Here is a 14925-nt window from a genome sequence, read left to right as displayed (position 1 = left end):
GCATCGATGCGAGATCGTAGCGGCGTTGACCACCTTTGGTCCGGCTGGGGATGAGCTTGCCGGCCGCCTCCCAGCGTCTCAGCGTGCTGGCCGAAACGCCAAGCGCTTGCGCGGCAGCGGTGATGGAGAGGAACTTGTTCATATGAGTATGACTACTCAAAATGAATAAGTTCCAAACTAACTGTTAAAACCCTTACATGAACCAGCCAGTACAGCAACAGCAGCCACCGGGCAGTGAAGCGCAGCTCACCCCGAAGGCCGACCATGGCGAGACCAGCTACACCGGTTCCGGCAAGCTGACCGACAAAGCCACCATCATCACCGGCGCCGACAGCGGGATCGGCCGCGCCGTCGCCCTGGCCTTTGCGCGCGAAGGCGCCGACGTCCTGATCGCCTACCTGAACGAACACGAGGATGCCGAGGAAACCCGGCGCCTGGTCGAGGAAGCCGGCCGCAAGGCGGTGCTGGTGCCGGGCGACATCGCCGACCCGGCCCACTGCCGCGCCATCGTGGACAAGGCGGTCGAGGCTTTCGGCCGGGTCGACGTGCTGGTGAATAACGCGGCCTTCCAGATGACCCACGATTCGCTGGAAGAGATCCCCGACGAGGAGTGGGACTACACCTTCAAGGTGAACATCACGGCGATTTTCCACCTGTGTAAGGCGGCGGTGAAGCACATGCGGCCCGGCTCCTCGATCATCAACACCAGTTCAATCAACTCGGACAATCCGAAGCCGACCCTGCTGGCCTATGCCACCACCAAGGGCGCGATCGCCAACTTCACGGCCGGCCTGGCCCAGCTGCTGGCCGAGAAAGGCATCCGCGCCAACTCGGTGGCGCCGGGGCCGATCTGGACGCCCCTGATTCCGTCGACCATGCCGCCCGACCAGGTGGAAAGCTTCGGCCAGCAGGTGCCGATGAAGCGCCCCGGCCAGCCGGCCGAGGTGGCGCCGGTGTACGTGCTGCTGGCCTCCGACCAGGCCAGCTATGTGTCGGGCGCGCGCATCGCGGTCACGGGCGGCACGCCGATCCTGTAGGCCCGAACGACAAAATCCGACGGGGGCGTGGCGCTTCTGTTAAGCTTGCTGGTATTGCCATTTCACAATGCCAGCCGCTCCTGCGCCATGCCCGCATGAAGACCCGCACCTACCTGTTTCTGATGGCCGCCGCCATCCTGATCCCCGTGGTCCTGGCGTTCTGGATCGGGGTGTCGATGCTGCTGGACTGGGAGCGCGAGTCGCGCATCCGCCGGGTGCAGGAAACCGCGCGCGCCACCGCCCTGCTGGTGGACCGCGAGATTGCGGTGGCCGAAGCGCTGCTGCGCACCATCGCCAGTTCTGAAGCGCTGGGCGAACAGAATTACCAGCGCGTCTACCGCCTGGCGCGGCGCCTGAACGGCGACGGCGCGCTGAGCTGGACCACGCTAATCGACGACAGCGGGCGCCAGCTGTTCAATACCCTGAAACCGTACGAACCGGAAGCGCCGGGCGTGGTGCGGCCTTTCGCGGCCGAGCTGCTGCGCCGCAACCAGGTCCAGGTCACCGGCTACTTCCCTAGCGGTCCCTCGGGCCGACCCGCGGTCGCGGTCAACGTCCCCTCCCCGCCCGATGGCGCGCGGCGCTACGTGGTCAGCCAGGTCTTCGACGCCCGCTTTTTCGAGCGCGTGTTCGCCAGCGGGGCGCTGGAGCCCGGCTGGCTGGTCGGCATCTTCGACGCCAGGGGCGTGACCATCGCACGCAGCCGCGGCGGCGCGCAGGCGGCCGGCAAGCCGATGCATCCCGAGATGCGCGCGGCCGCGGCGCAAGCCGGCAGCGGCGTGCTGCGCCACACCACCCACGAAGGCGTCGAGGTCTACGGCATCCATACCCGTTCGAAAGCTTCCGGCTGGACCGTCGTGATCGGGGTGCCGGTGGCGGAGATCGAATCGGCGGCGCGCACTGCCGCCACCTATGCGGCGCTGGCCCTGATCCTGCTCATGGGTCTGGCCATCTTCGTCGCCGTCTTCCTCGGCAACAAACTGTCGGCGGCCCTGCAGCAGGCCGGCAGCGTCGCCAATTCGCTGGCGCGTGGCGCGGTAGCGCGGCCGCGTCCGACCCGGGTCGAGGAAGTCGACGCCCTGCTCGACGGCCTGCATTTCACCAGCCAGGCCTTGAGCCGAGAGAGCGCGGCGCGCCAGGCGCTGCAGCACGAGCGCGAGCAGCTGCTCCTGAGCGAGCAGCGCGCGCGGCGCCAGGCCGAGGCCCAGAGCCGCGCCAAGGACGGCTTCCTCGCCATGCTCGGGCACGAGCTGCGCAATCCGCTGGCCGCGATCTCGGGCGCCATGAGCGTACTGGAGATGCCGAACATCAAGCCGGAGCAGGCCGCCAACGCGCGCGCGATCAGCCGGCGCCAGATGCGCCACCTGACCCGCATCGTCGACGACCTGCTCGACGTGCAGCGCATCCTGTCGGGCAAAATCGTGCTGCAGCGCGCGCCGGTCGACCTGGGCGAGGTGCTGCGCGCCTGCGTCGAAGCCAAACGCCTGGTCGACGGCGGCAGCCACCACTGGGAGGTGGACCTGCAGGCGGCCCCGGTCGAGGGCGACCGCACCCGCCTCGAGCAGGTGGTCGACAACCTGCTGCACAACGCCATCAAGTACACGCCGGCCGGCGGCAGCATCGCGGTCGGCTGCAAGGTCGAGGGCGGGAACGTGGTGGTCGAGGTGCGCGACACCGGCGTCGGCATCGCGCCCGAACTGCTGCCGGTGATCTTCGACGTGCTGGTGCAGGGCCCGACCAGCATTGATCGCGCCCAGGGCGGCCTGGGTCTCGGCCTGGCCCTGGTCAAGGAACTCACGGCCTTGCACGGCGGTACGGTGTCGGTCCACAGCGACGGGCATGGCAAGGGCTGCACCTTCACGGTGGGCTTGCCCGTGCATGCCGGCGCGGACCCGCAGGCCAGCGCGGCCGGCCAGGCCGCCAGCCTCGATCCGGCCTGAAGCAACCCTGGCGCTTTGAATCGGGCGATCCGCCCATACCTGTGCGGTATCGACCTCACGGGACGCCGCCATGCGCACCTTCCTCCGCAGCCTGCTGTTCGCCGTTCTCCTGATCGCCTGCTGGGGCCTGCTCGGCCCGTGGCTCAAGCATGCCATGTACGCGGCGCGCCTGGCCGCAATGCCGGCGCCGTCGGAACTTTCGATGCCGGTGGCCGGGGTCAAGCCGCGCGGCCTGCGCGACACCTGGCACGGGGCGCGCAGCGAAGGACGCAAGCACGAGGGCATCGATATCTTCGCCAAGCGCGGCACCGCGGTGCTGTCGAGCACCGAAGGGATCGTGCTGCGGGTCGGGACCAACCGCCTGGGCGGCCTGGTGGTGTGGGTGTTGGGGCCGGGCGGCCAGCGCCATTACTACGCCCACCTCGACCACTATTCCGACGTGACGCCCGGGATGCGGGTCGAACCAGGCCGGGTGCTCGGCTTCGTCGGCAACACGGGCAACGCCAAGGGCACGCCGCCGCACCTGCACTACGGCGTGTACGAGATGGGCGGCGCCATCAACCCCTACCCGCTGCTGCGCACCGACCTGCCGCCGGGCGCGGTCGCTACTAAATGATGGGGTCCTCGCCCTGCGACGGATCGGGTGGTGGCGGCGGAGGCACCGCTTCCGGCAGCGGCGCCGGCGGCGGCGCCGGCTGGACCTGCGGCTGGATGTCCAGCGCCGGGTCCGGGTCCGGCACCTCGTCCGCGTCGGGCGCCATGCCTTCCATATCGAGTTCGCCCGGCAGTTCCTCGACCTCTTCTTCCGGCTCCTCGTAGCGGCGCGGCGCCGGCGGACGTCCGCCCGGCAGCAGCGCGTTCGGATCGAGCTTGCCGTTTTCCAGCGCGGTGCGCATGAAGTCGCCCACCAGCATCAGCGCATTGTGGCCACCCTGTCCCCAGTAGCTCGAGCGCATGGTCACCCGGTTGTCGTTGAAGCCGACCCAGGCCCCGGCCACCAGCTGCGGATGCATCAGGATGAACCAGCCGTCGGTGTTGTTCTGGGTGGTGCCGGTCTTGCCGGCGACGTCGCCATGGACCCCGAAGCGGTAGCGCACGCCGCCGCCGGTGCCGCGGTCGACTACGCCGCGCAGCATGTCGATCAGGGCGATCGAGGCCTCCTGAGACAGCGCCCGTTCCGGCGCGCCCGGCGCGAAGTCGGCGATCACCTTGCCGTCGCGGTCCGTGATGCGGCGGACAAAAATCGGCTTGCGGTACTCGCCCAGCGAGGCGATGGTGCTGTAGGTGCTGACCATCTCGAGCAGGGTCACGGGGCTGGTGCCGAGGGCCAGCGAGGGCACGGATTCGAGCTTGCTCTGGCGGATGCCCATGCTCTGGCCCAGGCGCACGATGGGACTCAAGCCGACTTCCTGCATCACCTGGGCGGTGATGGTGTTCTTCGACAGGATCAGGCCGTCGCGCATGGTCATCATGGCGCCGGTATTGCCCGACATATCGGTCGGGCGCCAGGCCTTGCCGCCGCCGATCCTGATGTCCTGCACCACGTCGCGGTAGGTGCGGTCCGGCGGAATGCCGCGCTCCAGCGCCGCCGCGTAGACGATGGGCTTGAAAGTGGAGCCGGGCTGGCGCGATGCCTGGGCCACGTGGTCGAACTGGTCGCGCTCGAAGCTGCGGCTGCCGATCCAGGCGCGCACTTCGCCGGTGGCCGGGTCCATCGCCACGAAGCCGGCTTCCAGGCGCGACTTGGCTTCCTTCAGGTCGCTCAGGAAGGCGCGGTCGCGCTTCAGGCGCTTGAGCGCCTCCTCGGGCGCTTCGCCATCCTCGACCGCGCGGCGGTAGGCGCCGGATTCGCGCACGAAGGCGTCGAGTTCGCGCGGGTGAGAATTCCAGTAATACGCGAAGGGGTCGACCTCGCCGCGCATCGATGTGTACATGCCGGTCGAGGTCGAGCGCGGCATGCCGGAGTACGCCCATTCGACGTCGGCGATCGCCTGCAGGGTGTTGGCCTGGCGTTCCACGGCGCGGCGGGCGGCGTCCTGCAGGTCCAGGTCGAGGGTGGTGTGGACCACCAGGCCGTCGAGCGACAGGTCGTAGTCGTTTTCCTCGGCCCACTCCAGCAGCCACTTGCGCACGTAGGCGGTGAAGTGGTCGTCCTTGCCGCTGCGGTCGTTCAGGCGCGCGAAGCGGGTACGCAGCGGGCGCTTGGCGAGCTGTTCGTAGCGCTTTTCGGTGAAGGCGCCATGCCTGGCCATCTGCGACAGCACCACGTTGCGGCGCGCCTTGGCCCGTTCCGGGCTGGTGACGGGATTGTAGTAGTGGGTGCCCTTGAGCATGCCGACCAGGGTGGCCGATTCCAGCACGTCGAGCTTCAGGGCCGGCTTGCCGAAATAGGTGCGCGCGGCCATCTCGATGCCGTAGGCGTTGTAGAGGAAGGGCACCGTGTTCAGGTAGGCTTCCAGGATCTCGGTCTTGCTGTAGGTGTTCTCGATCTTGATCGCGGTGATCAGTTCCTTCATCTTGCGGTTGATGCTGCGCGCGCGCCCGATCTCCTCGGGGAACATATTGCGGGCCAGCTGCTGGGTAATGGTCGAACCGCCCTGGGCGTCGCCCTTGACGGTGGCGACCAGGGCCCCGGCCACGCGCCGGAAGTCGACGCCGTGGTGCTCGTAGAAGCGATGGTCCTCGGTCGAGATCAGGGCCTTGATCACGTGCGGCGAGATCTGCGACAGTTTGACCCGCTCCTGGAACCCTTTTTCGAAGCTGCCGAGTTCCTTGCCGTCGGCTGAGAGGATCACGCTGGGGCGAGCGGTGCGGGCCTGGTGCAGGTCGCTGATGCCGGGCGTGAGCGGGATCAGGATCAGCAGGTAGAGGAAGAAGGCCATCAGGCCGGCGGCCACGGTCCACAGGCCGACCAGCAGGGTCTGTTCGAGGCGGGAGCGGCCGTTCAGGCGCACGAAGGCGGCGGCGCGCGCCCAGGAAAAGCCGGCGCGGGCGCGCTCGCCGGCGCCGCCGAGGATGCGCCGGGCGCGTTCTCCCGGGGTTTGCTGTGGGTTGCTGGGGTCGTTCGGGTCGGTCTTCTGGTCCACTCTGGGGAATCCTTGCTGCGCTTTGTTGGTGCGCCGTAGAGGGTGTGAAAAAATGGCTATGGCAAGGCGCCGAGTCGAAGACAGTACACTCGTACGGCGAGACGAGGCAACGCAGCCATGGACGAATTTTTCACACCCTCGTAGGGTGGACAATCCTTTGCCCACGCGTTCAGATCACGTATCCTGGCCTGCTCCATGGCTCGATTCCGTTCGTTGAACGCGTGGGCGGGGGACCGCCGACCCTACGGTTGCGTATGTGATAAGTATAGCCCACCTGCCCTGTCGCACGGCCGGTCGGGCTCAGGCGTGCACCGGCGCCACCCTGCCCTGGCGCAGCAACGCTTCAACGGCTTCCACCGGTTGCGGCCGGGCGAAGATATGGCCCTGTACCTCGTCGCAGCCGCAGCCGCGCAGGTAGTCGAGCTGCTCGATGGTCTCGACGCCCTCGGCGATCACCTGCATGCGCAGGCTGTGGGCCAGCGAGACGATGGCGTCGACCATGGCGGCGCCGTCGCGGCTGACGACGATGTCGCGCACGAAACTGCGGTCGATCTTCAGCACGTCCACCGGGAAGCGCTTCAGGTAGGCCAGGCTCGAGTAGCCGGTGCCGAAGTCGTCGATCGAGAGTTTCACGCCCATCGCCTTCAGGCAGCGCATGGTTTCGATCGCGGACTCGACGTCGGCCATCATCATGCTCTCGGTCAGCTCGATCTCGAGCGAGTCCGGCGCCAGGCCGGTGTCGTCCAGCACCTGGCGCACGGTCTGTACCAGGTCCGGTTCGGAGAACTGGCGCGCCGACAGGTTGACCGCGACCCGCAGCTGGCCCAGGCCGGCGCGCTGCCAGTCGCGGTTCTGGGAACAGGCCGAGCGCAGCGCCCAGGCGCCGATCGGCACGATCAGGCCGGTCTCCTCGGCCAGCGCGATGAAGCGGTCCGGGCGCACGGTGCCGAGCAGCGGGTGGCGCCAGCGGATCAGGGCCTCGGTGCCGACCACCCGGCCGCTGTGCAGGTCGACCTGGGGCTGGAAGTGCAGCTCGAACTGCTGGTCGCGCAGGGCTCCGCGCAGCGCTCCTTCCAGCGCCAGGCGGTCGAGCGCGTGGGCATTCATGTGCGGCGCGTAGAACTGCACCGCGTTGCGGCCGTTCTGCTTGGCGCGGTACATCGCGACTTCCGCATGCTTGACCAGGGTTTCGGGGTCGCGCCCGTCGTTCGGATAGCCGGCCACCCCGGCGCTGGAACCGAAGGCCAGGGTGTGTCCTTCGATCTGCAGCGGCTCGGCGATGGCCGCGCGCACTTCCTGCACGCGCGCGGCGGCCTGGCCTTCGTTGGCGCAGCCGCACAGCACCAGCATGAAGTCGTCGCCGCCGGCGCGCGCCGCGGTGTCGGCCTGGCGCATGCCGCCGTTGATGCGGCCGGCCAGCGCCCGCAGCGCCTCGTCGCCGAGGCCGCGTCCGAGGGTGTCGTTGATCAGCTTGAAGTGGTCGATGTCGAGAGCGACCGTCCACACCGGTGCGCCGTTCGCCACCGCGATGGCGCGCTCGATGCGGTCGCTCAGCAGGGCGCGGTTGGCCAGGCCGGTCAGGGTGTCGTAGCGGGCGCGGTGCGCCAGTTCCGCCTCGTAGCGCTTGGCGACGGTGACGTCGTAGGTGGTGACCACGAAGTGGCCGGTGCGGCCGGCCTCGTCGTTCACCGGCGCGATGTAGACCTCGCTGACCAGCTCGCGGCCGTCGCGGGTGGCCTGGCGCACCAGCGCGTGGCCCTTGCGGCACTCGTACAGGGCCTGGCGCAGCTCGGCCAGCCCGGCCTCCCCGTCCTGCGGCTGCGCCAGTTCCGCCAGCGGCAGGCCCTGCAGCTCGCCCGGCCCGTAGCCGAGCACGCGCTCGCAGGCGGCGTTCGCATACTCGATCGGATAGCCGGGCCGGGTCGCGCTGATCATCAGGATCGGATTCGCGGCCGATTCGATCGCGCGCCGGTACAGGCGCAGGGCGCCGGCGGTCAGGGCCAGGTCCGCGGTGCGGCGCTCGACCAGCGACTCGATGCGGCGGGTGCGCGCGCTGCGCTGCTGCACCAGCCAGCCGGCGGCGAAGCTGAGCAGGATGCCGAAGGCGAGGATCGACAGCGAACCGGTCCGCGATTCCAGGCTGCGCGGCAGGCGCACGGTCTCGAATTCCCAGCGCGTCCCGGCCACCTCGAAGCTGCTGGTGATGGCGGTCGGGTCGCGGTCGAGCCAGCGCTCCAGCAGGGATGCCGGCGCGGGGTCGCCCTGGTGGTGGAACACCGGGACGCGCGCGCCGCTGCCTGTATAGCCGTATAACGTGAGCGCAAAGTCGCCCATCGCCAGCAGATGCGTTCCGTCCAGGCTGGCGCCCACCAGCACGGCCGCGTCCAGCGCCACGGTGGTGCAGCCGAGCGCCTGCGCGCGCCGCGCCGCCACGTCCTCGAGGTCGGCGCCGCCGCGGTAGACCGGCATCGACACCAGCAAGCCGCGCAGGCCGCCGTCGCCCTGCACCAGGCGCAGCACCGGGCTGGCGGTGGGCTCGCCGCTGTCGATGGCGCGCGCGATGAAGGCGCGCTGTTCGGGATTGGACCAGGCGTCGTAGCCATAGACCAGGGCGTTGCCGGCGATCGGCACCACGTAGTCGTTGACGAGGTAGCGCGGGCGGCGCGCGGCGGGCCGCAGGCCGTCGGGCCCACGCTCGCGGATCGCGAAGCCCGGCCAGTAGCGGCTGCCGGCGGCTTCGAAGGCGGCGCGCTCGCCGTCGTCCACGAAGCGCTGGTACTCGAGTGCGCGCAGGTAGCCGTTGCGCGCCGCCAGCGGCTGGGCGAAAGCGTCGAAGGCCTCGCGCGAGACCGCGCCGCCGTTTGCCGCGAACAGCAGGTTCAGCGCGCGCAGGTCGCGCACGGCGTCGCCGAAGGCGCGCGCGACCGCGGCCGTGCGCACCGCCGCGCGCTGCGCGAAATCGGCGCGCGCGCGGTCCGCCTCCAGGTTGCGCGCCACCGCCGACAGCAACGCTGTCAGCGCGGCGCCGGCCAGAAAGGTGGTCATGGCGGCGCGCGACACCATGTGCCGGCGCCACGAGAGTGGATGAGCCAGCAGCCGATTCATGCGGCCCATCCTAGCAAAAGCCGCCATAGGCCGCGCCACGTTTCGGCTGCGCAAACGACGAGTCCGGCACACCTGCGGATTTGCTGGCGGGACAAGTGCGCTTCGTGCCAGCGAAGGGACCGATTTCGGCTATCATGCGCGGATGCCCGATATTCATCCCGAAAAGCAGATCGCCGGCGCCGACAGCGGCGCGCCGATGCGCGTGCTGCGCCAGTTCCGCGTTGTGTTCAACGCCGTCAAGACCCATTTCCGCCAGGTCGAGCGCGAAGCCGGCCTGGGCGGCGCCCAGCTGTGGGCGCTGTCCGTGATCGACCGCCAGCCCGGCATCGGCGCGACCGTGCTGGCGCGCGAGCTCGACATCCACCAGTCGACCGCCAGCAACCTGGTGCGCGCTCTGGTCGAGCGCGGCTTCGTGAGCGCCAGCCGCGAAGGGCTCGACCGCCGCACCGTCGCGCTGCGCGTCACGCCCGAGGGCCTGGCGGTGCTGCGCGCCGCGCCCCTGCCCTTCGCCGGCGTGCTGCCGGACGCCCTCGCCAGCCTCGACGAAGCGACGCTGCTGCGCCTGGAACAGGACCTCGGCCGCCTGATCGCCGAGCTGGCGGCGGACGACGAGGCCGCCCAGCTGCCGCTGGCCCAGCTCTAGCTTTTCTGCTCGGCCAGGCCCTCGCCGGCGTCGAACACCTCGCTCGCCAGGCGCGCCAGGTCGTTCATGCCGCCGCCGCCCGCCAGGTGGCGTTTCAGCAGGCCGGCCTGGCCGCCCTCCTTCATCAATTCCTCGATCACCGCGCGCGCTTGCGCGAAGCCCGGGTCGCGCGAGCGCCGGCCGAGGCGTTCCAGGTCGCCCCGGATCACGTCGAGGATCGGCAGCGAGGTTCCGGTCTCGGGATCGATCCAGCTGCCGTCGACGCCGTCGCGCGCGGCGTTGAAGCGGTTCCAGGTGTAGAGCTCGCGGCTGCCGTTGGCCGGCCAGCGGTCCGGCTGGTCCGCGAATTCCAGGCACAACTCGCGCGCATACACGGCCAGCGCGGCGGCGTACACCGGCTTCAGGGGCGTGTCGAGCACCCGCAGTTCGATGGTGCCGTACTCGGGCTTGGGCCGCACGTCCCAGTAGAAATCCTTGATGCTGTTGACGATGCCAAAACCCGCCAGGCGGTCGAAATAGTCGCGGAAGTCCTGCCAGCTGCGCAGGTCGGGCGGCTGGATGCCGCTCATCGGGAAGGCCCCGACCACATTGCTGCGCGAGCTGCAGAAGCCCGACACCTCGCCCTGCCAGCACGGCGAATTGCCCGACAGCGCGATGAACAGCGGCGCGCGCTGGGTCAGCCAGGCGCACAGGCGCACCGCCTCGTCGGCGGTGCCGGCGCCGATGTGCACGTGCATGCCGAACACCGTGAACAGCTTGGCCAGGTAGCCGTACTTGCGCTCGGACTCGAAGTAGCGCTCCTTCGGATAGATGCGCTGCTCGTTCCAGCGCTGGAAGGGGTGCGCCCCGCCGCCAGAAATCGCCGCGCCGACCTCGAACGCCGCGCGCTGCACGGTCGAGCGGATGTGCTCGAGCTGCTCGCGCGCCTCGCCGAACGACTGCAGGATCGAGGTCGCCACTTCCAGCATCGAGGTCGTGATCTCGGGCGTGTGCACCCAGGGCTTGTCGTGCTTGTCGAGCACGCGCAGGATGTCGGGCGCGGCCGGAAACAGGTCGTAGGTCAGGCGGTCGAGCACCATCAGTTCGAGCTCGATGCCCATGGTGCCGACAGTCGAGGGCTTGAAGTCCGGCAGGAAGGCCGGGCCCTTGCCGCTCACCGCCTGCGCCTGGGCGGCGGCTGCATCATTCAGTACGGTAGCGCTCATGCGGCCTCCTTGAATTTGTCGGCCGGCGCCACGTCCTGGCCGCCGGTCTGGTAGGTTTCGCCCGCCATGCGCAGGCCGAGCCAGGTCAGGCCGGGCGCCAGCAGCACGTTCAGGGCCAGCAGCGCGCCCATCAGCGCGGTCGAGGCCGGGTCCAGTCCGGTATAGGCGTTCAGGGTGTTGTCGACCACCAGGCCGCCGTAGCTCACCAGGGAACACATCGACAGCGCCATCGCATGCTTCTTGCGGCGGTCCCAGGCGCTGGCCGGCCACAGTGCCAGGCGGGTGACGGCGATGCGCACCGCGAACACGGCCAGCGCCGCGCCGAGCGCCCAGCCGCGCGCCAGTTCGCCCAGGTCGACCAGGGCGGCCGACATCAGGAACAGTAGCACGTAGCCGATATCCTGGGCGGTCTGCAGCTGAGCCTGGAACACGTTGTCGCGCTTTTCCGCATTGCGCAGCAGGACGCCCATCAGCAAGAGCGAAAGCAGCGCGCTGGCCGCCGACACCGAGCACAGGCCGAGGTCGATCAGTAGCGCCGCCAGCAGCATGCCGGGACGCATCCGCGCCGGCACCTTGCACAGGCGGGTGGCGGCGGCGTACAAGCCGTACGACAGCGCGGCGATCGCGGCGCCCAGCACCAGCTTGCCGCCCTGGCGCATCAATTCACCGAGGAAGTCGCCGCTGGCGTCGACGCCGTGGCTGCGGGTCCAGGCCATGGTCACGCCCAGGATGAGCAGGGCGACCAGGGAACTCAGGCCCACCATATTGGCGGTGGCGAAGGTGCTGGTGCCGCTCGCGTTCTCGTCCGCCACCATCGAGCTGACGATGACCGGGTTCACCGCGATCAGGATCGAGGCGATGAAGATCGACGCGCCCCACGGCAGGCCGAGCAGGCGCAGGGTGATCGCGACCGCGACCCAGCGCGCGATGGTCGCCAGCAGCAGGCTGCCGCCCTGGCGCCCGCTTTTCAAGAGCCAGGCCAGGTCCATCTTGCGGCCGACCTCGAACAGCACCAGGGCCGCCGCGGCGTTCAGCAGTTCCTGGAACTGGGTCAGCAGGGCGCGGTCGATCAGGCCGAAGCCGGTGGAGCCCAGCAGCAGGCCGGCCAGCACCGCGCCATACAGCTTGGGCACCTTGAAGCGCTGCAGGGTGAGGCCGATGACCAGGGCCAGCATCAGGCCGCCACCCAGCACGGCCAGCGGCGACAGCAGCCACAGCGGCGTATTCAGTTCTTCATTCATGGCGCACCTCCCAGGCGTGGGCGAGCGCGGTCAGCTCGCGTTGGATCAGCGCGGCGCGCGCCTTGGCGGTGTCGTCGCTGCGCGCAACGGCCAGGACACTGGAGACGCGGGCGCGCACGATGCCCTCCTCGCCCGGCAGTGTGATCCACAGCTGGCCGTTGACGGTGGTCCCCTCGCGCCATACGGCGAGGAACTTGGCGCCGGTGCGCGCGCCCGGTGTATTCGGTTCGACCAGGGCGAAGCTCTGCAGCCAGTCGGCGTCCGGATAGCGGCGCGCCAGCTGGACCTGCATCGCGCTGCGCTGTTCCTGGCGCACGTCGTCGCGCGAGTGCGGCAGGTGCAGGCGCGCCTGGCCGATGCCGGCCGTTTGCAGGTTCAGGCAGGCGCCGTCGGCGATCCAGCGCGCCGCGTCCGGCTCGCGCAGGCGCGGCTTGCCGCGCGAGGCGTCTTCCCAGGCCGCCAGCAGCGGCGAAGTCGGCGCTGCCCTGGCGCCGGCTGCGCTCGCGCGCACGGCTTGCGCGACGTCGTTCCAGTGGGCGGCCTGCCAGTTGCGGGTCGCGGCGCGCTCGGCCGGCAGCCAGCGCCACAGCACCGCCGACCACTGGCCGTCGTCGCCGCGCCAGAGCGCGGCCGCCTGCGTGACGCCGCCCTGCTCGGACAGCACGCTCTGGGCAGGCCAGGCCGCGCTCCACGGCGCGATCGGAGTGCGCATGCCCGCTCCCAGGCGGTGCCAGGCCAGGGCCGGCGCCGGCAGGCAGGCATTGCCGGCATTCGGCACGGTTTGCCAGTGCAGCATTTCGACGCGCTGGCTCCAGGCGCAGCGCCGGATCCCCGGCGCACCCAGGCCGCCGAGGGCCGGGTCGAGCGGACCGGTGCAGCGCGAGGGGTAGGAGCCGCTCAACGCCGTGAAGTCGGCCAGCGGCGCGACGGCCGGCTTGCGCGGGGCGGCGGCGGCGGTGGATGCCAGGAAGCTGGCGGACAGGAGCGCGGGCAGGATTCGCCGTGCTGCACTCCAGGGGGAAAGCGTATCGCTCATGGGTCCTCCGGTGGCGCGCAGGCGAAGCATCGAAGCGGGCAGCGCCTCGGCCTGTGCGGTGGGCCGGCAGGCGCGGGTCGCGCCATCCGCGGCAGGCAGGGCCGCGGCACCGAAAAAATCCCCCGGCGTGATGCGGGGGACAAAAAGAAACGGCTTCAAGAAACCGCCTCATCGCTGATCGGACACACCACCCTGGCGGGCAGCTATCACCTGGCTACCTTAAACGAAAAATGTTACCGATGCAAGAGAATTTGTCCGAATGTATTGATGTTTCAAGGAAACAAATGCTGCATTACCGGTTCAGTTCGAGCATCGACCGAAGAAACAGTTTGCGATCCGTCATGGCTGGCGCATGTGCAGCAAGGGATAGGGCCGGCCGGCGTCATCGACCGCGCTGCGGCCGGTGCGCATGAACCCCATGCGCTCGTAGAAGCCGACCGCCTGCGGATTCTGTTCGTTGACGTCGACCGTCAGCTTGCCGGCCTGCGCCTCGGCGTGCGCGATCATCGCCCGCCCCAGGCCCTGGGCGCGGCGGCGCGGGTCGATGAACAGGGCGTCGACGTGGGCGCCGGTGAGCCCCATGAAGCCGGCGGGGCAGCCGTCGGCTTCGACGACCCACAACGGGGCGTGCGGCAGGTAGTGGCCGGCGACCAAGGCCTCGATCTCGGCGAAATGCGCTTCGCTCAGGAAGTCGTGGGTCGCGCGCACGCTCGCGCGCCAGATGTCGGCGAGTGCCGTGGCGTCAGCGGGCGTGGAGGAACGGATGGTGGGCATGGTGTTCGCAAACTTGTGAAAAACTCAATTGTGCCGGAATCATTTCCTGTTGTCGCGCTATGATGCGCCCATTGCCCGACGAGAGGAATAGTGCATGGATGGTGTACCGATGTGGCTGCAGGCCGGATTCTGGGGACTGGTCGCCGGCGGCGCCCTGCTGCTCGGCGCCTTTGCCGGCTACCGCCTGCAGGTGCCGCAGCGCCTGATCGCCGCCATCATGGCCTTCGGCAGCGGCGTCCTGATCTCGGCCCTCTCCTTCGAACTGATGGAGCACGCCTTCCACACCGGCGGCTTCGCTTCGACCGCGATCGGCTTCCTCGGCGGCGCTGCCATCTACACGCTGGCCAACTGGAAGCTCTCGCACCACGGCGCCAAGCACCGCAAGCGCTCCGGCGGCCAGCCCACGGCCCAGGACAGCGGGAGCAGCGGCAAGGCCATCGCCTTCGGCGCCCTGCTCGACGGGATTCCGGAATCGATCGTGATCGGGCTGTCGATGCTGGGCGGCCAGGGCGTGAGCGTCGTGGCGGTGGCTGCGATTTTCCTCTCGAACATCCCCGAAGGCCTGTCGAGCGCCGCCGGCATGAAACAGGCCGGACGCTCGGCCCACTACATCTTCGGCATCTGGGGCGGCATCACCGTCGCCTCGGGCGTGGCCGCCCTGCTCGGCTACGCCGTGTTCCGCCACTTCCCGCCGCAAGTCGTCGCGGCGACCACCGCCGTGGCGGCCGGCGGCGTGCTGGCGATGCTGGTCGACACCATGATCCCGGAAGCATTCGAAGAGACCCACGATTTCGCCGGCCTGATCGTGGTAACCGGCTTCCTGGCGGCCTACGCGCTTAGCAAGCTGGGCAGTTAGCC

At 69.6% G+C, this 14925-nt stretch carries 12 protein-coding genes; 5 read left to right on the top strand and 7 right to left on the bottom strand.

The window, feature by feature from the left end; translation table 11 throughout:
- On the bottom strand, positions 1-142 hold a 142-nt coding region (locus tag LQ564_RS26065), incomplete at its 3' end, for a MerR family DNA-binding transcriptional regulator (RefSeq protein ID WP_371873435.1).
- A gap of 55 nt (positions 143-197) precedes the next feature.
- On the opposite strand from LQ564_RS26065, the gene LQ564_RS25120 reads away from it, so the two are divergent.
- The 3 genes from LQ564_RS25120 to LQ564_RS25110 all read left to right on the top strand — a co-directional run bounded on the left by LQ564_RS25120 (position 198) and on the right by LQ564_RS25110 (position 3593).
- On the top strand, positions 198-1037 hold the full coding sequence (locus tag LQ564_RS25120) for a glucose 1-dehydrogenase (RefSeq protein WP_231060857.1): 840 nt from the start codon (positions 198-200) through the stop codon (positions 1035-1037).
- A 95-nt stretch (positions 1038-1132) separates the two neighbouring features.
- A complete protein-coding gene (locus tag LQ564_RS25115) occupies positions 1133-2977 on the top strand; it encodes a sensor histidine kinase (RefSeq protein ID WP_231060856.1) in 1845 nt (614 codons plus the stop codon).
- 70 nt (positions 2978-3047) lie between these two features.
- On the top strand, positions 3048-3593 hold the full coding sequence (locus LQ564_RS25110) for a M23 family metallopeptidase (protein ID WP_231060855.1): 546 nt from the start codon (positions 3048-3050) through the stop codon (positions 3591-3593).
- On the opposite strand, the gene LQ564_RS25105 is transcribed toward LQ564_RS25110, so the two are convergent.
- Positions 3586-6063, bottom strand: coding sequence for a penicillin-binding protein 1A (locus LQ564_RS25105; RefSeq protein ID WP_231060854.1), 2478 nt, complete (start codon positions 6061-6063; stop codon positions 3586-3588). The genes LQ564_RS25110 and LQ564_RS25105 overlap by 8 nt on opposite strands.
- Positions 6064-6363: 300 nt before the next feature.
- Positions 6364-9108 (bottom strand): bifunctional diguanylate cyclase/phosphodiesterase, encoded by a 2745-nt coding sequence (locus LQ564_RS25100; protein ID WP_231060853.1) that lies wholly within the window; start codon positions 9106-9108, stop codon positions 6364-6366.
- Between the two features lie 202 nt (positions 9109-9310).
- Here LQ564_RS25100 and LQ564_RS25095 point away from each other — a divergent pair, with 202 nt between their 5' ends.
- Complete coding sequence (locus LQ564_RS25095; RefSeq protein WP_231060852.1) at positions 9311-9811, top strand: MarR family winged helix-turn-helix transcriptional regulator; 501 nt, start codon at positions 9311-9313, stop codon at positions 9809-9811.
- Here the strand turns inward: LQ564_RS25095 and LQ564_RS25090 are convergent.
- The 4 genes from LQ564_RS25090 to LQ564_RS25075 form a co-directional block, all read right to left on the bottom strand.
- The gene (locus LQ564_RS25090; RefSeq protein WP_231060851.1) at positions 9808-11016 is read right to left on the bottom strand and encodes a YbdK family carboxylate-amine ligase; all 1209 of its coding nucleotides are present in this window, start codon (positions 11014-11016) and stop codon (positions 9808-9810) included. The genes LQ564_RS25095 and LQ564_RS25090 overlap by 4 nt on opposite strands.
- Entirely contained in the window at positions 11013-12257 is a 1245-nt protein-coding gene (locus tag LQ564_RS25085; RefSeq protein ID WP_231060850.1) for a cation:proton antiporter domain-containing protein, read from the bottom strand. Before LQ564_RS25085 ends, LQ564_RS25090 begins: the two co-directional genes overlap by 4 nt.
- On the bottom strand, positions 12250-13293 hold the full coding sequence (locus tag LQ564_RS25080; protein ID WP_231060849.1) for a hypothetical protein: 1044 nt from the start codon (positions 13291-13293) through the stop codon (positions 12250-12252). Before LQ564_RS25080 ends, LQ564_RS25085 begins: the two co-directional genes overlap by 8 nt.
- A 339-nt stretch (positions 13294-13632) precedes the next feature.
- The gene (locus LQ564_RS25075) at positions 13633-14067 is read right to left on the bottom strand and encodes an acetyltransferase (RefSeq protein ID WP_231060848.1); all 435 of its coding nucleotides are present in this window, start codon (positions 14065-14067) and stop codon (positions 13633-13635) included.
- A 94-nt stretch (positions 14068-14161) separates the two neighbouring features.
- Here LQ564_RS25075 and LQ564_RS25070 point away from each other — a divergent pair, with 94 nt between their 5' ends.
- Positions 14162-14923 (top strand): ZIP family metal transporter, encoded by a 762-nt coding sequence (locus tag LQ564_RS25070; protein WP_231060847.1) that lies wholly within the window; start codon positions 14162-14164, stop codon positions 14921-14923.
- Positions 14924-14925 lie beyond the last annotated feature (2 nt).

Origin of the sequence: Massilia phyllostachyos, from assembly GCF_021044825.1 — a bacterium.
Classification (GTDB): Bacteria; Pseudomonadota; Gammaproteobacteria; order Burkholderiales; family Burkholderiaceae_D; genus Telluria; species Telluria phyllostachyos.
The sequence above is the reverse complement of the archived record's forward strand: the minus strand, read 5'-3'. Positions and strand labels throughout refer to the sequence as shown.